We start from the raw sequence: 16,030 nt of genomic DNA, 5'->3' as shown, positions 1-16,030 counted from the left end.
CGACAGATCGGCGCCACTTCAGGCAGCAGATTCGCTCGGTTGGGGCCCCGGCGCAGGGACGCGGCGGGGTATGCCGGCGGGGCCGGGGCCGGCCGGGGCGTCGTGCCCCGGCCGGTGTCCGCCTCAGGACGCCGCTGTGGGCGGTTGTTCGTGGCTGCCGTAGGGGCGGGTGATGATCTCCATGCCGTGCCCGACCGGATCCAGGAAGTAGAGCCCGCGCCCACCGTGGTGGTGGTTGATCTCGCCCGGCTGCGCTCGGTAGGGATCGGCGAAGTAGGTGATCCCGGCCTGCTGGATCCGCTCGAAGGAGGCGTCGAACTCCTGGTCCGAGACCAGGAACGCGTAGTGCTGCACGGTGATCGACCCCGCCGGGACGGTGGCGAAGTCCAGGGTGACCCCGTTGCCGGTGGCGACCGGGACGAACGGGCCCCACTCGGGCCCGACCTCGAGGCCCAGGACGGTCGCCAGGAACTCGGCGGATTCCCGGTTGTCCCGGGCGTGAACGATGGTGTGGTTCAACTCGACTGACACGGTGGATGCCTCCGTAAGGCACTCACGGGCACCTCCATGCCTCACCCGACCGGTGACCGACACGCGATGCCGTACACATGATCTTAAGACCGACCTGCATGCCCTGAGCCCGGTTTCAGAAGTTCGAGCCGAACGTGGTGACCTCGAGGTGGCCGTCGCACGGCTGGATCTGCGGGAAGGGGGCGAGGGTCAGCGGGTGGGAGTCGCCGGGGATCCGGATGTCGCCGCCGTAGGGGCTCGCCTCGAAGCGGCCGCCTGCGCAGACGCTGCCGAACGCTGAGACCCACAGCAGGGCGAAGGAGGTGCTCTGCTTGGGGGCGAGCAGGACCTCCGTCGGCGGACGCCGGTGCGAGAGGGTCACCGTGAAGGTTCGCGCCTCGGTCTTGCTCACCACCGAGCCGCAGTTCGGCGTGGGCTGCCCGGCGGAACAGACCACGAGGGTGTCGTCGCCGTAGAGCGCGAGCCCCGGCCATCCGTCCAGTCCGCAGAGCGAGTGCGTCACGTTGCGCAGCAGGACTCTGGTGATGGTCTCCCCGCTGCCGTCGGGCACCAGGCCTCCGTCGACCCCGGCCGAGACGGCGAGGTCGCCGGAGGCACAGGTTCGGATCGGGGCAGCCGCCGTGGGCACCGCCGGGGAGGCCGCGCTGGGTGTGGCGGACGCAGGTGTCGCGGCGGGCTCGGCCGCTGGAGGCCGCGCGCCGCTCGGACTTGCACTCTGACTGGCGCTCTGCGCAGTGCCGGCCGCGCCGAAAGGTGCGGCCTGAGGGGCCGTCGGGTCCGGCCCGCCCACTGCCGTGGCGCAGCCCGCAACCGTAGCCAGCAGCACCGCGCCGATCAGTGCACGCCCCCGGAAGATGCCCATGCGGCGACGGTAACGTCCGCGCCCGCGGCGGCCGGCGAAATCGCTCCGCCGTCCCACGCCGTGCATCCGGCGTTCACCTTCCGCGACGTGGCAACGCGTAGGCGGGCGGGCCGGCGATGAGTTTTCCCGCGTACCTCTGCGCGGCGCAGCGCCCCGCACCCGGGTGGGCGCGGGGCGCTGCGGGGCCGTGTCAGATGACGCGGATGTTCTCGGCCTGCGGGCCCTTCTGGCCCTGCGCGATCTCGAACTCCACGGCCTGACCCTCGAGAAGCTCCCGGTAGCCCTGGGCGTTGATGTTGGAGTAGTGGGCGAAGACGTCGGCGCCGCCGCCGTCCTGGGCGATGAAGCCGAAGCCCTTCTCCGAGTTGAACCACTTCACGGTGCCAGTTGCCATGCTGTTTCCTGTTCAGGAGTACGGGGGCGTACCTGGTGCACGCCCTCAGGGTTGAGGTGATCGCCCTGGTCCTCCGACTGCGACACAGCACAGTGCCCACGGTGCGGGACCGTGGGCACGTGAGACTTCGGAACCACGACTGCTGCCGGAAAAACTATCGGATCTGCGTTCGGTTGGCTACGGTGTGCAGGCATACAACAGCAGGTCGCTGTCCGTAACGGCCTTCGCGTTGCGCTGTCGTGGCACGTCGCAGCGGGGACCGCGTCACGCGCGGGGGCTGCGGCGGCGGATGAGCCAGGCCCAGCCGACCAGTGCCAGCCCGACCGCGACGGCGACCACGCCGAGCACGGCGTACTGGCCGTGACCGCTCATCATCGAACCGCGCAACGCGCCTGTGCCCTGGGCGATCCAGACGCCTCCGATCGCGACCAGGACGATGCCGACGATGCCTCGGATCCACATGGCGAACTCCGCTCCAGAATGGCCGCCGGCCAGGTGCGGTGGCGCGTCCTCAGCAAGGTACGCGGATCGCCGGTCATCGGTTCACTCGCGGGTCAACTCGTGCCGTCTACCTGGTGCGGCCGGCCGCACCGAGTCGACCCAGCGCCGCCGGCCTGGGTGCGTTCCTGGTCTTCGGCTCCTGGGCCGTCGCGGTCCTGCTGTTTCGGACCGTCGGCTGACGGTGGCTCAGCGACCCCGAGAGGTAGGTGAGTTCTGCCTCGACGCGCTGGGCGTCCCGGTCCATGACGTCGCTGCTGCCGGCCAGCGGGGGTCGCGGGCCGACCTGACGGCGGTGGTTGCGCTCGAGGGCGTAGGCGAGGAGGCCGATCAGGACGAGTGCGATGAGTGTGTACGTCATGTCACTTATTATTCTCCCGACAACATCCTGCCATAAGTGGCAGTGAAGACCTGTACCTACAAAATCCTGCCAGATATACTTCCCGCATGCTGAGGACCGTTGCCGCCGTACTCATCGACGAGGTCGCCCCCTTCGAGTTCGGGGTGGTCTGCGAGGTGTTCGGGATCGACCGCACCGAGGACGGGGTGCCACCCTTCGACTTCAGGGTGTGCGGTGAGCGCCCCGGCGAGCCGTTGTCGATGAGCGTCGGCGCGCAGGTCATTCCCCGGTACGGGCTCGACGCGCTGGAGGGCGCCGACCTGGTCGCCATCCCCGCCTTCACGATTCGCGACGGATACCCGCCGGCCGTGCTCGACGCGGTGCGGGCCGCCTCCGCCAGGGGCGCGACCCTGCTCACCGTGTGCAGCGGCGCGTTCCTGCTCGGCGCGACCGGTCTGCTCGACGGGCGCCGCTGCACCACCCACTGGCGGCACGCCGCAGAGTTCGCCGAACGCTTCCCCGAGGCCAAGCTCGACCCTGACGTGCTCTTCGTCGACGAGGGCGACATCATCACCAGCGCCGGGACCGCCGCGGGCATCGACGCCTGCCTGCACCTGGTACGCCGCGAACTGGGATCGGGGCCGGCCACCGCCATCGCTCGGCGGATGGTGGTGCCCCCGCAGCGCGACGGCGGACAGCGACAGTACATCGCAGTGCCGATCCCCGAGCGCGACGCGGACAGCCTGGAACCCCTGCTCGCCTGGATGCTCGACACCCTCGAGACCGACCACAGCGTGGCTTCGCTGGCCCGCCGCGCGCAGTTGTCGTCGCGTACCCTGGCCCGCCGCTTCGCCGCCGAGACCGGCACCACCCCGCAGCGCTGGCTCTCCACGCAGCGGGTGGCGCACGCCCGGCGACTGCTGGAGGAGTCGTCGCTCGGCATCGACGAGATCGCCCGCGCCTGCGGCTTCGGCACGGCAGCGCTGCTCCGGCACCACTTCCGGCGCACCGTCGGGATCACCCCGATGGACTACCGCCGTACCTTCGCCCACCGCTGAGTCGGCCCGGGTTTCGGCACGGCCGGATTGTCGGACCCTCGGTGTTGAATGAAGCCATGCCGATTCGACCCGTTCGCGCCAACGTGGATCCCGTCTCCAACGAACCCCCGATTCCGGACGAGCGGCTCGTGGTCCGCGACGAGGACTGGTACGGACGGGACCTCTCCGGCGGCAGGTACGCGCGCCACAGCTTCCTCGACACCGACTGGACGGAGGTCACCACCCAGGGCGCGGTCTTCGACGAGTGCACCTTCGCGGGTGTGCGCTTCAACGCCTCCCGGCACGCGGGGGCGGCCTTCACCAACTGCACCTTTCGCGGCTGCACTTTCTTCGACACCCAGTTCTCCGACTGCAAGCTGGTCGGGAGTCTGTTCCAGCGGTCCACCTTCACCCTCTTCAAGGTGTCCGGCGGGGACTGGTCCTTCGTCGGCCTTCCCGGCGCGGATCTTCGCCAGGCGACCTTCGAGAACGTCCGGATGCGCGAGGCCGACCTGACCGCCGCGCGGTTGGAGAAGGCGATCCTCACCGGCTCGGACCTTTCCGGGGCGATGCTGCGCGGCTCCAAACTCAGCGGCGCCGACCTGCGCGGCAGCGACCTGTCCTCGCTCGACCCGCTCACCGTGGAGCTGGGCGGCGCGATGATCGACCTGGAGCAGGCGGCGGTCATCGCCACGGCGCTGGGGCTGCGCGTCCGCTGACAGCGCGACTGAAAGCCGTCGCGACGGAAAGCCGTGGCGAGCGGAGGCCGGCGTCGGCGTCCGCGCCTAGGATCGGGGACATGCGTATCGTCATCGCCGGGGGACACGGTCAGATCGCACTTCGGTTGGAAAGGCTGCTCGCCGAGCGTGGTGACACGCCGGTCGGCCTGATCCGCAAACCCGCTCAGGAGGCCGACCTGCGTGCGGCCGGAGCGGAGGCGGCCGTCTGCGACCTGGAGTCCGCCACGGTCGAGGAGGTCGCCAAGGTGCTCGCGGGGGCGGACGCGGCCGTGTTCGCGGCCGGGGCCGGATCCGGGAGCGGGGCCGGCCGCAAGGACACGGTGGACCGGGCCGCGGCCGTCCTGTTCGCGGACGCCGCTGAGCTGGCCGGGGTGCGTCGGTTCGTGCTGCTCTCGTCGATGGGGGCGGACCGCGAACCACCGGCGGGCACCGATCCGGTGTTCGCGGCCTATCTGCGCGCGAAAGGCGCGGCGGACGCGGACGTCACCGCGCGCGCCGGCCTTGACTGGACGGTCCTTCGGCCCGGCCGGCTGACGGACGAGCCCGGCACCGGCCGGGTCGCCCTCGCCGAGCACACCGGGCGCGGGAGCGTTCCGCGTCAGGACGTGGCGCTGGCGATCGCGGAACTGCTGAACACCCCGCGGACGAGCGGGCTCATTCTCGAGCTCGTCAGCGGGGAGGTCCAGGCCGAGCAGGCGGTGCGGGACGTGGCTGTCTGAGCCGGCGTCCTGGGTGCCGGCATTCTGCCGGCATTCCGGGTGGTCCTGGCGGTCAGGAGACGGTGACGGCGGTGTCGTCCAGGACGAACGAGGTCTGCTTCGTGTAGTCCTCGGCGCCGCTGAACTTGAGGGTGACGGTCTGTCCGGCGTATCCGGCCAGGCTGAAGCTGTGCTGGGTGTAGCCGTTGGCGTGGTTGAGGTTGGAGTAGGTGGCGAGGGTGGCGAGCACGCTGCCGGAGCTGTCCAGGACCTGGACTGCGAGCGTGTCGTAGGCCTTGGTGGTGGTGGTCTCGGCGGTGTTGACGTGCAGCCAGAAGCTGAAGGTCGCGTTGGCACAGCCGGTCGGCAGGGTGACCGTCTGGGCGAGCGTGTCGGTGGTGGTGCTGCCCCGGCCGTCCAGCCACGCGTCGTAGCTGCCGCTGTGGGCGGGCTCGGTGGAGCTGTTGTTGATGACGCTGCCGCCGGCGGAGTCCGTCTCGGTCCAGGGCGCGGCGGAGCCGGTTTCGAAGCCGGGGTTGCCGAGGAGCTGTGCCGCGGTGCAGCCGCCGCCTCCGGAACCCGCCACGGTCCAGCCGAAGGTCGCGGTGCCCGAAGGACCGGTGGAGTCGGTCGCGGTGACCGAGACGGTGTAGCTGCCTGCGGTGGTCGGGGTGCCGCTGATCAGGCCGGTGGCGGAGTCGACGGTCAGTCCGGCGGGCAGACCGGTGGCGGCCCAGCTCAGGGTGCCTCCGGCGGTGTCGGTGGCGGCGAGCTGGAGGTTGGCGCCGGTGCCGACGGTGCCGGTCTGGCTGCCCGGGTTGGTGACGCTGACGCTTCCGGTGGTGGTGCCGCCGGAGCCGGTGGCGAGCCAGGCGGTGGCGTTCAGGGCGAGTGCGGCATTGGTGCCGGCCGGGTCGTCCCAGCCGTTGAAGAGGTTGTTGCCGCTCTGGCCGGTGCCGTCGTCGATCGCCGAGCTGTCGCCCCAGACGGCGACCCGGCCGGTGCCGAAGGTGCTGGTGGCGAAGAAGGCGTTGGTGTTGCCCCCGCTGGAGCCGGTGCTGAGGTAGACCAGGCCCTTGACCGAGGGGTTGTCGGTCGGGTTGAGGGTGAACGTGGTGCCGTTGCGCAGGATGCTGCCGGTGACGGTGCCGAACGGGCCGTTGAGGACCGGGTTGGACGCGTCGGAGATGGCCCGCGGGTTGTCGGTGACGATGTTCTTGAGGTCGACCGAGAAGCCGAACGGGTCGTTGTTGTCCACACCGTTGCTGGCCAGCAGGTCGTTGACAATGGCGGGGGAGTCCCAGCCGTTGTTGTTGCGGTCGCTGCCGGTGTGGTCGACGACCAGGAAGAGGCCGCCGCCGTGCTGGACGAAGGTCATCACGGCGGTCTTCTCGGACGGGCTGAGCTGGTCCTGGGGTTCGGGTAGCACGAAGGTGTCGAAGTTCGAGAGGTCGAGAGCGTTGGAGGTGCTGCCGTAGGTGATGGTGTTGCCTGCGGGCAACGTCTTCAGGCTGTAGTTGCCGGTCTTCTGCAGGGCGACGCCCCAGGCGGAGATCGCTCCGGTCCAGTCGGTCTCCGACTGCGGGTTGGCGTTCTGGGCGAGCGGGTCAGGCTGGCCGGTGCTGATGATCCAGTCGGCGTTGCCCGCGGTCTCGGACTTGCTGTTGTCGAAGAGCACCCGATGCTGGGCGGTTGCCGCCGGGACCTTCGCGGCAGCGCTTCGCGCCGGCGCCGCGCCCGCCGGCTGGCCGACGGCCACCGAGGCGAGCGCGGCCAGGACGGCGGCGGCGGCGAGTGCCGCCCGGCCGCGGCGAGATGGGAGCTGAATACTGATCATCCGTCAAACTCCTCGAGCTGTGGGGACTGAGGCTTGCGCTACGCGCGTAGGCGCAATGCCGGAGACCAGCATGGGTGTGCGCCGTGGTGTGTTCCACCATGGTCGGGCAACAAAGACTTGAACGGAACATGGCAAACGTGCGGCATGTGACGGAGCCAGTGCGGGGGGACGGAGTGGGAGGCGGTGCGGGCGGGTGCCGTTGGCAGCGGGAGGCGGGGCGGCGAGGGCCACGAAGGCGGCGTTGAGGTGGTCGACTACTGTTGTGAGCGCTCACAGCAGGCCCCCGTGAAGGAGCAGTCGAATGCCCAGCAGCGAGACCGTGACCAACTGGGCCGGGAACGTCACGTTCTCGGCGACGCGGGTCCACCGTCCGGCGACCGTGGACGAACTGCGCCGCGTCGTGGCCGGGGCTCCGTCGGTCCGCGTGCTCGGTTCGGGTCACTCGTTCAACCGCATCGCGGATGCCGACGCGGGCGGCGCGCTTGTCTCCGTCGCGGGACTGCCGGCGGAGATCAGCGTCGACCACGAGCGCTCGACCGTCACGGTCGCGGCCGGGCTACGGTACGCGCAGGTCGCCGCGCACCTGCAGGCGGAGGGCCTGGCCCTGGCCAACCTGGCGTCGCTGCCCCACATTTCCGTGACCGGCGCCTGCGCGACCGCCACCCACGGCTCCGGCGACGGAAACCGCAGTCTGGCCTCTGCGGTGGCCGCGCTCGACCTCGTCGGCCCGGACGGCGACCTGGTCCGGCTGAGCCGAGAGGCGGACGGTGACGCCTTCCACGGAGCGGCCGTCAACCTCGGCGCGCTCGGGGTCGTCACCGCGGTCACCCTGGACGTCGAACCGACCTTCGACGTCGCCCAGCACGTCTACACCGGTCTGGCGCTGGACGCCCTCGCCGAGAACGTCGCGGACGTGTTCGGCGCCGCCTACAGCGTCAGCGCCTTCACCGACTGGCATGCCCCGGAGGCGATGCTCTGGCTCAAGCGCCGCTGCGACACGGCCGACGGCGGGCCGCCCGCCCGGACCTGGTTCGGCGCCACCCCCGCCGACCGTCCGCATCACCCGGTCCCCGGCGTCCCCGCGACCCACTGCACAGAGCAGTTGGGCGTCCCCGGGCCGTGGCACGAGCGGCTGCCGCACTTCCGCCCGGACTTCACCCCGAGCTCGGGGGAGGAGCTGCAGTCGGAGTTCTTCCTCCCGCGCGAGGCGGCACCCGCGGCTTTCGCGGCGTTGCGCGCCCTCGGTGCTCGGCTGGCCCCGGTGCTCCAGGTCTCCGAGCTCCGCACCGTGGCGGCGGAGGAGCTGTGGCTGAGCCCCGCCTACCACCGCGACTCGCTCGCCGTGCACCTCACCTGGATCAAGGACCCGGTGGCGGTCGCCCCCGTCCTCGCCGCCGTCGAGGAGCAGTTGGCGCCCCTCGGTGCCCGGCCGCACTGGGGCAAGCTCTTCAGCGCGACGCCCGGTGCGGCCGCGGAGCTGTACGAACGTGCCTCGGACTTCCGCAAGCTGATGGACCTTCACGATCCGGCGGGCAAGTTCCGCAACGCCTTCGTCGACAGCGTGTACCAGGGCGGCGCGGCATAGGCACGTTACCTGCCGGCTCCCGTGACGCCCTGCGGCGGCCCGCTGCGGTCACCCGACCGCGGGCGTCCGGGCCTGCGCCGCCTGCGGCGGCTTCTCCCGCGCCCCTCCCGCGCGCCGCTCCGAGACGCTGTGGAATATCAGCCGCCGCAACCAATTCGTGCCCGTGACCATGGTCCACGCGCCGCCCCCCGGCCCCCCAATGGGCGTGTGTCGCGGCGTTGACGGAGCTGACCAGGGGCCTAGCGTCAGATATGGGACAAAAGTTCATCAGTGCAGCTCGGCTGATCGATGGTCACATCCTCTGGGAGCAAGCATGGCCTCACCGGACGGCAGGAGTACACGCGAGGCGTCAGATTCAGCGGACCTGGGCGGTCTGCAGCGCCTGGGCCGGTGGTGTGCACGCCGCTTCGTCGTGGTCATCGTCCTGTGGCTGGTCGCCCTCGGCGGCCTGCACACGCTCCAGAACACCGTCGGCGGAACCTACTCCGACGACTTCTCGCTGCCCGGAACGCAGTCCCAAGAGGGCCTCGCCGTGCTCAGCGCCCACTCGCCGGGCGCGGGCGGCATCGGCGCGCAGATCGTCCTGCACGACGCCCAGGGCCCGCTGACCGCGGTCCAGAGCCAGGTCGACCAGACGGTCGCCTCGCTGCAGCACCTCCCGCACGTGCTCTCCGTGGCGAACCCACTGCCACCCCCCACAACGGGCTCCACGTCCGGCTCTCCGCCCCCCTCCGGCACGCAGTCCACCGGCGCGCTCACAGCCGACGGCAAGACGGGCTACATCACCGTCCGGTTCGATTCCAACCCGACCTCGTTCGGCCAGTCCTATCTCAGCGAGGTCGACGGCGCGGTCGCGCCGCTCAGGGCCGCCGGCGTCCAGGTCGAGTACGGCGGACCGCTGGGCGAGCTCGCCAGACCCAAGGCCGCCGACCTGACCAGCGAGGCCATCGGGTTCGCCGTCGCGGTGGTCGTGCTCCTGATCGGCTTCGGCAGCCTCATCGCCGCCGGGCTGCCGCTGCTCACCGCACTGATCAGCGTCATCGTCGGACTCAGCTGCCTGAGCCTGCTGGCCGCGGCCTTCACCTTCGCGAGTGTGTCACCGACCCTGGCGACGATGATCGGGCTTGGCGTGGGCATCGACTACGCCCTGTTCCTGATCACCCGTCACCGGCAGCTGCTCATCGACGGCGCGGATCCGGTGACGGCAGCGGGCCGGGCGGTCGCCACCAGCGGCCGCGCCGTCCTGGTGTCCGGATGCACCGTCATCGTCGCCCTCGCCGGCCTCTACGTGTCGAGAGTCAGCTTCATCGGAAGGCTCGGCGCCGCGGCCGCCGTCACCGTGGTCGTCGCGGTCCTCGGTGCGATCACCCTGGTCCCGGCGCTGCTCGGGCTGGTCGGCCGCCGGATCGACCGCTACTCCGTACGCACCCCCGTCGCTGAGGGCACCTCGCCGACGGGCGCCGAAGCGCACGGCGGATGGCACCGCTACGCGCAGCGGGTGGAACACCGCCCGTGGTGGTTCCTCGTCGGCGGGCTGGTGGTCGTGGGGGTCCTCGCGATCCCGCTGTTCTCCATCCGGCTCGGGCACATCGACGACGGCGCGGACCCCACCAGCTTCACCGACCGGCGCGCCTTCGACCTCATCAGTTCGGGCTTCGGGCCTGGCGCCAACGGCCCGCTGACCATCGTCGTCGACCAGAGCGGAGTGCCGTCCTCGGACCGCGCCGCGCTGTCGGCCAACCTGCAGAAAGCCCTCACCGGCGTCCCCGACGCGGCGAGCATCACCCCGCTCCAGCCCACCAGCGACGGCCAGGCACTGATCGCCACCGCCGTCTCGACCAGCGCACCACAGGACGCCGCCACCACACGGCTGTTCAACCACCTGAAGGACGACGCACTGCCGCAGGGCGTGTCGGGAACGGCCGCGAAGGCCTACGTCACCGGGACGACCGCCGCCCAGCTGGACTTCCTGGAGATCATCGCCCGACGTCTCCCGGTCATCATCGCGGTCGTGGTCGGCCTGGCGTTCCTGATCATCCTGATCGTCTTCCGCGGACTCCTGGTCGCCGTCAAGGCGGCCGTGCTCAACCTGCTCTCGATCGCCGCCTCCTACGGTGTCGTGGTCGCGGTCTTCCAATGGGGCTGGGGCGGGCCCGCGTTGGGGGTCTCCGGCAAGGTTCCGATCGAGAGCTACGTGCCGATGATGATGTTCGCCATCGTCTTCGGCCTGAGCATGGACTACGAGGTCTTCCTGCTCGCGCGGGTCCACGAGGCGTGGATGCGCACCAATGACAGCAAGGGCAGCGTCGCCCACGGGTTGGAGATCACCGCGCGGGTGATCACCTGTGCGGCGCTGATCATGGTGAGCGTCTTCGCGGCGTTCATCCTCAGCAACAACATCGTGGTCAAGATGCTGGGACTGGGGCTGGCCGTCAGCGTGCTGGTGGACGCCACCATCGTGCGCCTGCTGCTCGTTCCGGCGGTGATGACGCTGCTGGGCCGGAGCGCCTGGTGGCTGCCACGATGGCTGGACCGGATCCTGCCCCACGTGGACACCGAGGGCGAGTCGCAGTGAGGGGACCCGAGGTGCGGGTCGCCGGACGCAGAGACGGCCCGGAGCTCAGGCCGTCTCGCGGGCCGGTCACTTCGCGGTGGGAGCCTTCGCGGTGGTCTTCTTCGGGGTGGTCTTCTTGGCGGCCCGTTTGAGCTCCTGCTTGTAGGAGCGGACCTGGTCCAGGGACTCCGGGCCGGTGATGTCCGCCACCGAGCGGTGGCTCCCCTTCTCGCCGTACGGGCCGGCGGCCTCACGCCAGCCCTTCGGCCGCACGCCGAACTGCTTGCCCAGGAGGGCCAGGAAGATCTGGGCCTTCTGCTTGCCGAAGCCGGGAAGCTCGTTCAGCCGCCCGAGCAGGTCCTCGCCGGAGCCCGCGTCGCGCCACACCGCGGTCGCGTCGCCGTCGTAGTGGTCGACTAGGTACTGGCAGAGCTGCTGCACCCGCTTGGCCATGGAACCCGGATAGCGGTGCACGGCGGGCTTCGCCGACAGGAGCGCGGCGAATTCGTCCGGATCGTAGGCGGCGATCCGGCGCGCGTTCAGGTCGTCGCCGCCGAGGCGCTGCAGCACGGTGTACGGGCCGGAGAACGCCCACTCCATCGGGATCTGCTGGTCCAGCAGCATGCCGATCAGGGCGGCCAGCGGGCTGCGACTGAGCAACGCGTCGGCCTCGGGATCCTGTGCGAGGTGAAGTGTGATGTCCATGGCGTTCAGGGACTCGGGTCCGGTCCGGTGGCCCGGCTTCCGCTTCCCGTCCTCCTTTTCGTCCGCACGCCCTATCTTCCCGAATGCGGATCACTTTCGCCCCGTGGCGCCGCCCTTCGTGTGTCTCAGGGGCAGTGCTTCCAGGAGAAGTGGTAGACGGTGGTGATACTGCCGTCCGTCGAGTCCATGGTCATGAAGCTGTTCGTGGTCGCCGGGTCCGACGTGCCGAGGTTCACCTGCAGCTGGGTGTTGATGTTCAGGTCGCGGGTCTCCCCGCACGGCGCGAAGACCACAGCCCCGACTCCGGCCACGTCCGTGGCCTGCCAGTCGTCGTCGAGCGGGCCGCTGAAGGAGTGGCTGGCGCTGGTGGTCTGCGACTGTCCCTGGAAGTAGTAGTTCGCGCGCTCGATGCTGCTCGCGCCGCTCGCCAGGCTGGCGAATCCGCGGTAGTCAGCCTGGGCGATGGCGTAGGTGAAGCCCTGGGGCACGTTCACCCGCACGTCCAACTGGCAGTTCTTCCGGGAGTCCGTCCGCGCCGCGCCCACGCCGACCTGGGCGAGGTAGTTGCTGTACGTCACGGTGAAGGCGGTGTTGTCCGGGGCGACGGCGACCGCTGCGGTCCCGGCGGGACAGCCCGACCCGTTGACGGTCACGAGTCCGACGGTGACGTTCCCGGGCGGGGGGACGTCGGTGGGCCGTTGCGGCGAGACCTGGCCGAGCATCGACGAGGCGAGCAACGATGCCATTGCACCGCTCATTGCTAACGCACCGAACATGGGATGACCCTTCGATCGGGTCTGCATATGTCGCAGACATGACAAGTAGCCTGGACCTCACCGTAGGCCCGTTGCGGGCCCGGGGCAATGGCCGCGGAGCGCATACCTGTGTGTGCGAAGAAGCTGCTGCCGGAGCCCGGCTGGCGGAAGCCCGTTGCTCAGTTCCAGTGAAACGCCGCACCCGTCCGTTCCGGTGTGACGCACGGCCGGAATTGATGATGGTTGCAAGGATTGCGTCCACGGAATTGAGGAAGTCAATGGCGACCTTTGTAGTCCTGGTGAGCTGGACGGAGCAGGGGATCCGGATGTACCCGGAGACCACCCAGCGGGCCGATGCCTTCGCCGGGGTGCTGGAGAAGCTCGGGGCAAGGCTGGTCAGCATCTTCTGGACGATCGGCCCCTACGACATCGTCACGATCGTCGAGGCCCCGGACGATGCGACCATCACCGCGGGCCTGCTGCGGGTGGGCGCGCTCGGTAATATCCGGAGCACGACGATGCGGGCGTTCGACCGAGCTGAGATGGAAAGCATTGTCGCCAAGGCCACCGCGGGCTGAGGTCGCTTCAGTTCGCCTGGCTACGACGAAGGTCCGGACCTATCGGTCCGGGCCTTCGTCGGGTGCCCTTGACCTTGTCCCTGGGGCAAGGCCCAGCATCGGTGCGACCGGGCGGACGCCCGGAGTGAGGAAGCCGTCATGGAGCTCTGGACCATCGGCACCTTCGCCGCTGCCTCGCGGTTGTCGCCGAAGGCGCTGCGCCTGTACGACGAGTTGGAGTTGCTGGTTCCGGCCCGGACCGACCCGGCTTCGGGCTACCGCCTCTACAGCCCCGAGCAGTTGGAGCGGGCGCGGCTGGTCGCGTGGCTGCGGCGGCTCGGGATGCCGCTGGCCCGGATCCGGTCCGTGTGCGACCTGGAGCCGGACGCCGCCGCCAAGGCGGTCGCGGCGTACTGGGCCGAGGCGGAGGCGGAGCAGGGGCAGCGACGTGAGCTGGCCCACTTCCTCATCGAGAAGCTGTCAGGAAGGACCGTTGCCATGTTCCAGGTCGCCACCCGCGAGGTCGGGCAGAGGACCTTGCTCTGCGCGCTGCGCCACGTCACCGTCGCCGAGATCGGCGAGTTCAGCACCAGCATGGTCCTGCGCCTCGGGGACGGGTCCGTACCCGGGGTGCGCGGACTCGAAGGCGCGCCGTTCATGGTCTACCACGGCGAGGTGGACGCGGACTCGGACGGGCCGGTCGAGTGGTGCCGCCCCGTCCCCGCCGAGGCGGCCGACGAACTCGCGGCCCGTTACCCCGATCTGACGATCCGCCAGGATCCTGCGCACCGCGAGGCGTACGTCCGGCTCAACAACGACCAACTCGCCAGGGCGGATGGACTCCGCGCCTTCGAGTCCCTGCAGGCATGGTTCGCCGAGCACGGGGTCACTCCCTCGGGTCCACCGCGGCAGACCTTCTTCGCCGACCCGCGCGAGGTGGCAGCCGACATCCCGGTCAGCGACGTCATCGGGCCGCTGCCGCCGGTGGCGTAGCCCGGCGGAACAGTGGCTGAACACTTCCCCCGGCAGAACACTTCCTCCGAACTCCCGCAGAACACCCGCCGAAATACCTGGCCGGCTCCGGGCCGGTTGGGTATTCGCCGGAGTGATCAGCGCGCTCTGCTACAGTTGAGCTACCGACGCGGGGTGGAGCAGCTCGGTAGCTCGCTGGGCTCATAACCCAGAGGTCGCAGGTTCAAATCCTGTCCCCGCTACTTGAACTCTGTAGGCCCGGCGTTCTCGCTGGGCCTGCAGAGTTTTGCGTGTGAGTCCGCTCACAACCTGCGGAGAAGACTCTCCGCCGCCCCCTGGCTCGTTCTTGCGATCCTCCGCGCCCAGTGCTGCGGAGCTCTCCTCGAAGCGTGCCGCTACGAGGAAGGTTCTCTGTGAACCATCGCACCAGCCGATCCAACGACCAGCGTCCCGCCACCCGCTTCGGCCGCCCCACCGGGGCGAGCAGCCGCAGCGGTGGTGGCGGCGGCCAGACCCAGTTCCGTGGCCGCCCGCAGCAGGGCGCACCCCGACGACGTCCCACCTCCGCCCCCCAGGGCGAGTTCGAGATGCCGATCAGCTCGACCCCGGCGCTTCCCGCCGTCTCCTCCTTCGCCGAGCTGGACATGCCGAACGGCCTGCTGGCGACGCTGACCCGGGAGGGCGTGACCGAGCCGTTCCCGATCCAGGCCGCCACGCTCCCCAACACCCTTGCCGGACGCGACGTCCTCGGCCGTGGCCGCACCGGCTCCGGCAAGACCCTCGCCTTCGGCCTGGCGCTGCTGGCCCGTACGGCCGGCCGTCGCGCCGAGCCGAAGTGCCCGCTGGCCCTGGTGCTCGTGCCGACCCGTGAGCTGGCCCAGCAGGTCGCCGACGCACTTACGCCCTACGCCACCGCGGTGAACCTGCGGCTGACGACGGTCGTCGGCGGTATGTCGATCGGACGCCAGGCCGGCTCGCTGCGGCGCGGCGCCGAGGTGCTGATCGCAACCCCGGGTCGTCTCAAGGACCTGATCGACCGCGGCGACGCCCGCCTGGACCGGGTCGGGATCACCGTCCTGGACGAGGCCGACCAGATGGCCGACATGGGCTTCCTGCCCCAGGTCACGGCGCTGCTGGAGCAGGTGCAGCCGAACGGTCAGACGATGCTGTTCTCGGCGACCCTGGACCGCAACGTGGACCGCCTGGTGCGCCGCTTCCTGAGCGACCCGGTGACCCACTCCGTGGACCCCTCGGCTGGGACGATCACCACCATGGAGCACCACGTGCTCTATGTCGCGGACGCCGACAAGCGGGCTGTGGCCGTGGAGATCGCCGCCCGCGAGGGTCGCGTGATCATGTTCATGGACACCAAGCACGCCACCGACAAGCTGGCCAAGGAGCTGCTCGCCAACGGCGTGCGCGCGGCCTCGCTGCACGGCGGCAAGTCCCAGCCGCAGCGCAACCGGGTGCTGGAGCAGTTCAAGGACGGCCACATCACCGCGCTGGTCGCAACCAACGTCGCGGCCCGCGGCATCCACGTCGACAACCTCGACCTGGTCGTGAACGTGGACCCGCCCACCGACCACAAGGACTACCTGCACCGCGGCGGCCGCACCGCCCGCGCGGGGGAGTCCGGGACCGTGGTCACCCTGGTGCTGTCCAACCAGCGCCGGGAGATGGCGCGGCTGATGGCCGACGCCGGGATCACCCCGAACAACGACCGGGTCCGGGCCGGCGACGCCGAGCTCTCGCGGATCACCGGCGCGCGCAAGCCCAGCGGCGTCCCGGTGGTCGTCACCGCGCCCGCGCCCGCTGTCCCCACGCAGAGCCCTCGTGGCCCGCGCGGCGGCAGCGGCTCGGGCGGGGGCAACGGCGGTGGCGGTGCTCGCGGCCGCCGTCCGCGTCGCCCCTCCGGTCCGCGCCCGACCCGCGCGGCCTGACCGGCAGCATGGGGCGACCTCGTGG

General features: G+C 70.5%; 16 protein-coding genes and 1 tRNA gene. 9 read left to right on the top strand and 8 right to left on the bottom strand.

Going from position 1 to position 16,030, the window contains the following annotated elements; translation table 11 throughout:
* Positions 1-123: 123 nt before the first annotated feature.
* The 5 genes from ABIA33_RS15765 to ABIA33_RS15745 form a co-directional block, all read right to left on the bottom strand.
* The gene (locus ABIA33_RS15765; protein ID WP_370081816.1) at positions 124-531 is read right to left on the bottom strand and encodes a VOC family protein; all 408 of its coding nucleotides are present in this window, start codon (positions 529-531) and stop codon (positions 124-126) included.
* A 115-nt stretch (positions 532-646) separates the two neighbouring features.
* Positions 647-1,393 (bottom strand): DUF4232 domain-containing protein, encoded by a 747-nt coding sequence (locus ABIA33_RS15760; protein WP_370081813.1) that lies wholly within the window; start codon positions 1,391-1,393, stop codon positions 647-649.
* Between the two features lie 190 nt (positions 1,394-1,583).
* Complete coding sequence (locus ABIA33_RS15755; RefSeq protein WP_370081811.1) at positions 1,584-1,787, bottom strand: cold-shock protein; 204 nt, start codon at positions 1,785-1,787, stop codon at positions 1,584-1,586.
* Positions 1,788-2,051: 264 nt separating this feature from the next.
* Positions 2,052-2,249, bottom strand: a complete 198-nt coding sequence (locus ABIA33_RS15750; RefSeq protein WP_370081809.1) for a hypothetical protein — start codon at positions 2,247-2,249, stop codon at positions 2,052-2,054.
* A 106-nt stretch (positions 2,250-2,355) separates the two neighbouring features.
* Complete coding sequence (locus tag ABIA33_RS15745; protein ID WP_370081807.1) at positions 2,356-2,646, bottom strand: hypothetical protein; 291 nt, start codon at positions 2,644-2,646, stop codon at positions 2,356-2,358.
* A gap of 86 nt (positions 2,647-2,732) precedes the next feature.
* Here ABIA33_RS15745 and ABIA33_RS15740 point away from each other — a divergent pair, with 86 nt between their 5' ends.
* From ABIA33_RS15740 to ABIA33_RS15730, 3 genes are all read left to right on the top strand, one after another.
* Complete coding sequence (locus ABIA33_RS15740; protein ID WP_370081805.1) at positions 2,733-3,683, top strand: helix-turn-helix domain-containing protein; 951 nt, start codon at positions 2,733-2,735, stop codon at positions 3,681-3,683.
* A 56-nt stretch (positions 3,684-3,739) separates the two neighbouring features.
* Positions 3,740-4,381: a pentapeptide repeat-containing protein gene (locus tag ABIA33_RS15735; RefSeq protein WP_370081803.1), complete on the top strand. Its 642-nt coding sequence runs from the start codon at positions 3,740-3,742 to the stop codon at positions 4,379-4,381.
* An 80-nt stretch (positions 4,382-4,461) separates the two neighbouring features.
* Positions 4,462-5,121 (top strand): NAD(P)H-binding protein, encoded by a 660-nt coding sequence (locus tag ABIA33_RS15730; protein ID WP_370081801.1) that lies wholly within the window; start codon positions 4,462-4,464, stop codon positions 5,119-5,121.
* A gap of 52 nt (positions 5,122-5,173) precedes the next feature.
* Here the strand turns inward: ABIA33_RS15730 and ABIA33_RS15725 are convergent, their stop codons facing one another.
* The gene (locus ABIA33_RS15725) at positions 5,174-6,937 is read right to left on the bottom strand and encodes a putative Ig domain-containing protein (RefSeq protein ID WP_370081799.1); all 1,764 of its coding nucleotides are present in this window, start codon (positions 6,935-6,937) and stop codon (positions 5,174-5,176) included.
* Positions 6,938-7,238: 301 nt separating this feature from the next.
* Between ABIA33_RS15725 and ABIA33_RS15720 the strand changes: the two genes are divergently transcribed.
* Both ABIA33_RS15720 and ABIA33_RS15715 read left to right on the top strand, forming a co-directional pair.
* Positions 7,239-8,522 (top strand): FAD-binding protein, encoded by a 1,284-nt coding sequence (locus ABIA33_RS15720; protein ID WP_370081797.1) that lies wholly within the window; start codon positions 7,239-7,241, stop codon positions 8,520-8,522.
* A gap of 313 nt (positions 8,523-8,835) precedes the next feature.
* A complete protein-coding gene (locus ABIA33_RS15715; protein WP_370081795.1) occupies positions 8,836-11,097 on the top strand; it encodes an MMPL family transporter in 2,262 nt (753 codons plus the stop codon).
* 66 nt (positions 11,098-11,163) lie between these two features.
* Here the strand turns inward: ABIA33_RS15715 and ABIA33_RS15710 are convergent, their stop codons facing one another.
* A complete protein-coding gene (locus ABIA33_RS15710) occupies positions 11,164-11,781 on the bottom strand; it encodes an HhH-GPD-type base excision DNA repair protein (RefSeq protein ID WP_370081793.1) in 618 nt (205 codons plus the stop codon).
* A gap of 125 nt (positions 11,782-11,906) precedes the next feature.
* Positions 11,907-12,557: a DUF4360 domain-containing protein gene (locus ABIA33_RS15705; RefSeq protein ID WP_370081791.1), complete on the bottom strand. Its 651-nt coding sequence runs from the start codon at positions 12,555-12,557 to the stop codon at positions 11,907-11,909.
* A 257-nt stretch (positions 12,558-12,814) separates the two neighbouring features.
* Here ABIA33_RS15705 and ABIA33_RS15700 point away from each other — a divergent pair, with 257 nt between their 5' ends.
* The 4 genes from ABIA33_RS15700 to ABIA33_RS15685 all read left to right on the top strand — a co-directional run bounded on the left by ABIA33_RS15700 (position 12,815) and on the right by ABIA33_RS15685 (position 16,005).
* Positions 12,815-13,114, top strand: a complete 300-nt coding sequence (locus ABIA33_RS15700; protein WP_370081789.1) for a GYD domain-containing protein — start codon at positions 12,815-12,817, stop codon at positions 13,112-13,114.
* A 138-nt stretch (positions 13,115-13,252) separates the two neighbouring features.
* Positions 13,253-14,086: a MerR family transcriptional regulator gene (locus tag ABIA33_RS15695; RefSeq protein WP_370081787.1), complete on the top strand. Its 834-nt coding sequence runs from the start codon at positions 13,253-13,255 to the stop codon at positions 14,084-14,086.
* 147 nt (positions 14,087-14,233) lie between these two features.
* Positions 14,234-14,307: transfer RNA gene (locus ABIA33_RS15690), tRNA-Met, on the top strand.
* A gap of 171 nt (positions 14,308-14,478) precedes the next feature.
* Positions 14,479-16,005: a DEAD/DEAH box helicase gene (locus ABIA33_RS15685; protein ID WP_370081785.1), complete on the top strand. Its 1,527-nt coding sequence runs from the start codon at positions 14,479-14,481 to the stop codon at positions 16,003-16,005.
* Positions 16,006-16,030: the final 25 nt, after the last annotated feature.

Source organism: Streptacidiphilus sp. MAP12-16, from assembly GCF_041262165.1.
Lineage (GTDB): Bacteria > Actinomycetota > Actinomycetes > Streptomycetales > Streptomycetaceae > Streptacidiphilus.
The sequence above is the reverse complement of the archived record's forward strand: the minus strand, read 5'-3'. Positions and strand labels throughout refer to the sequence as shown.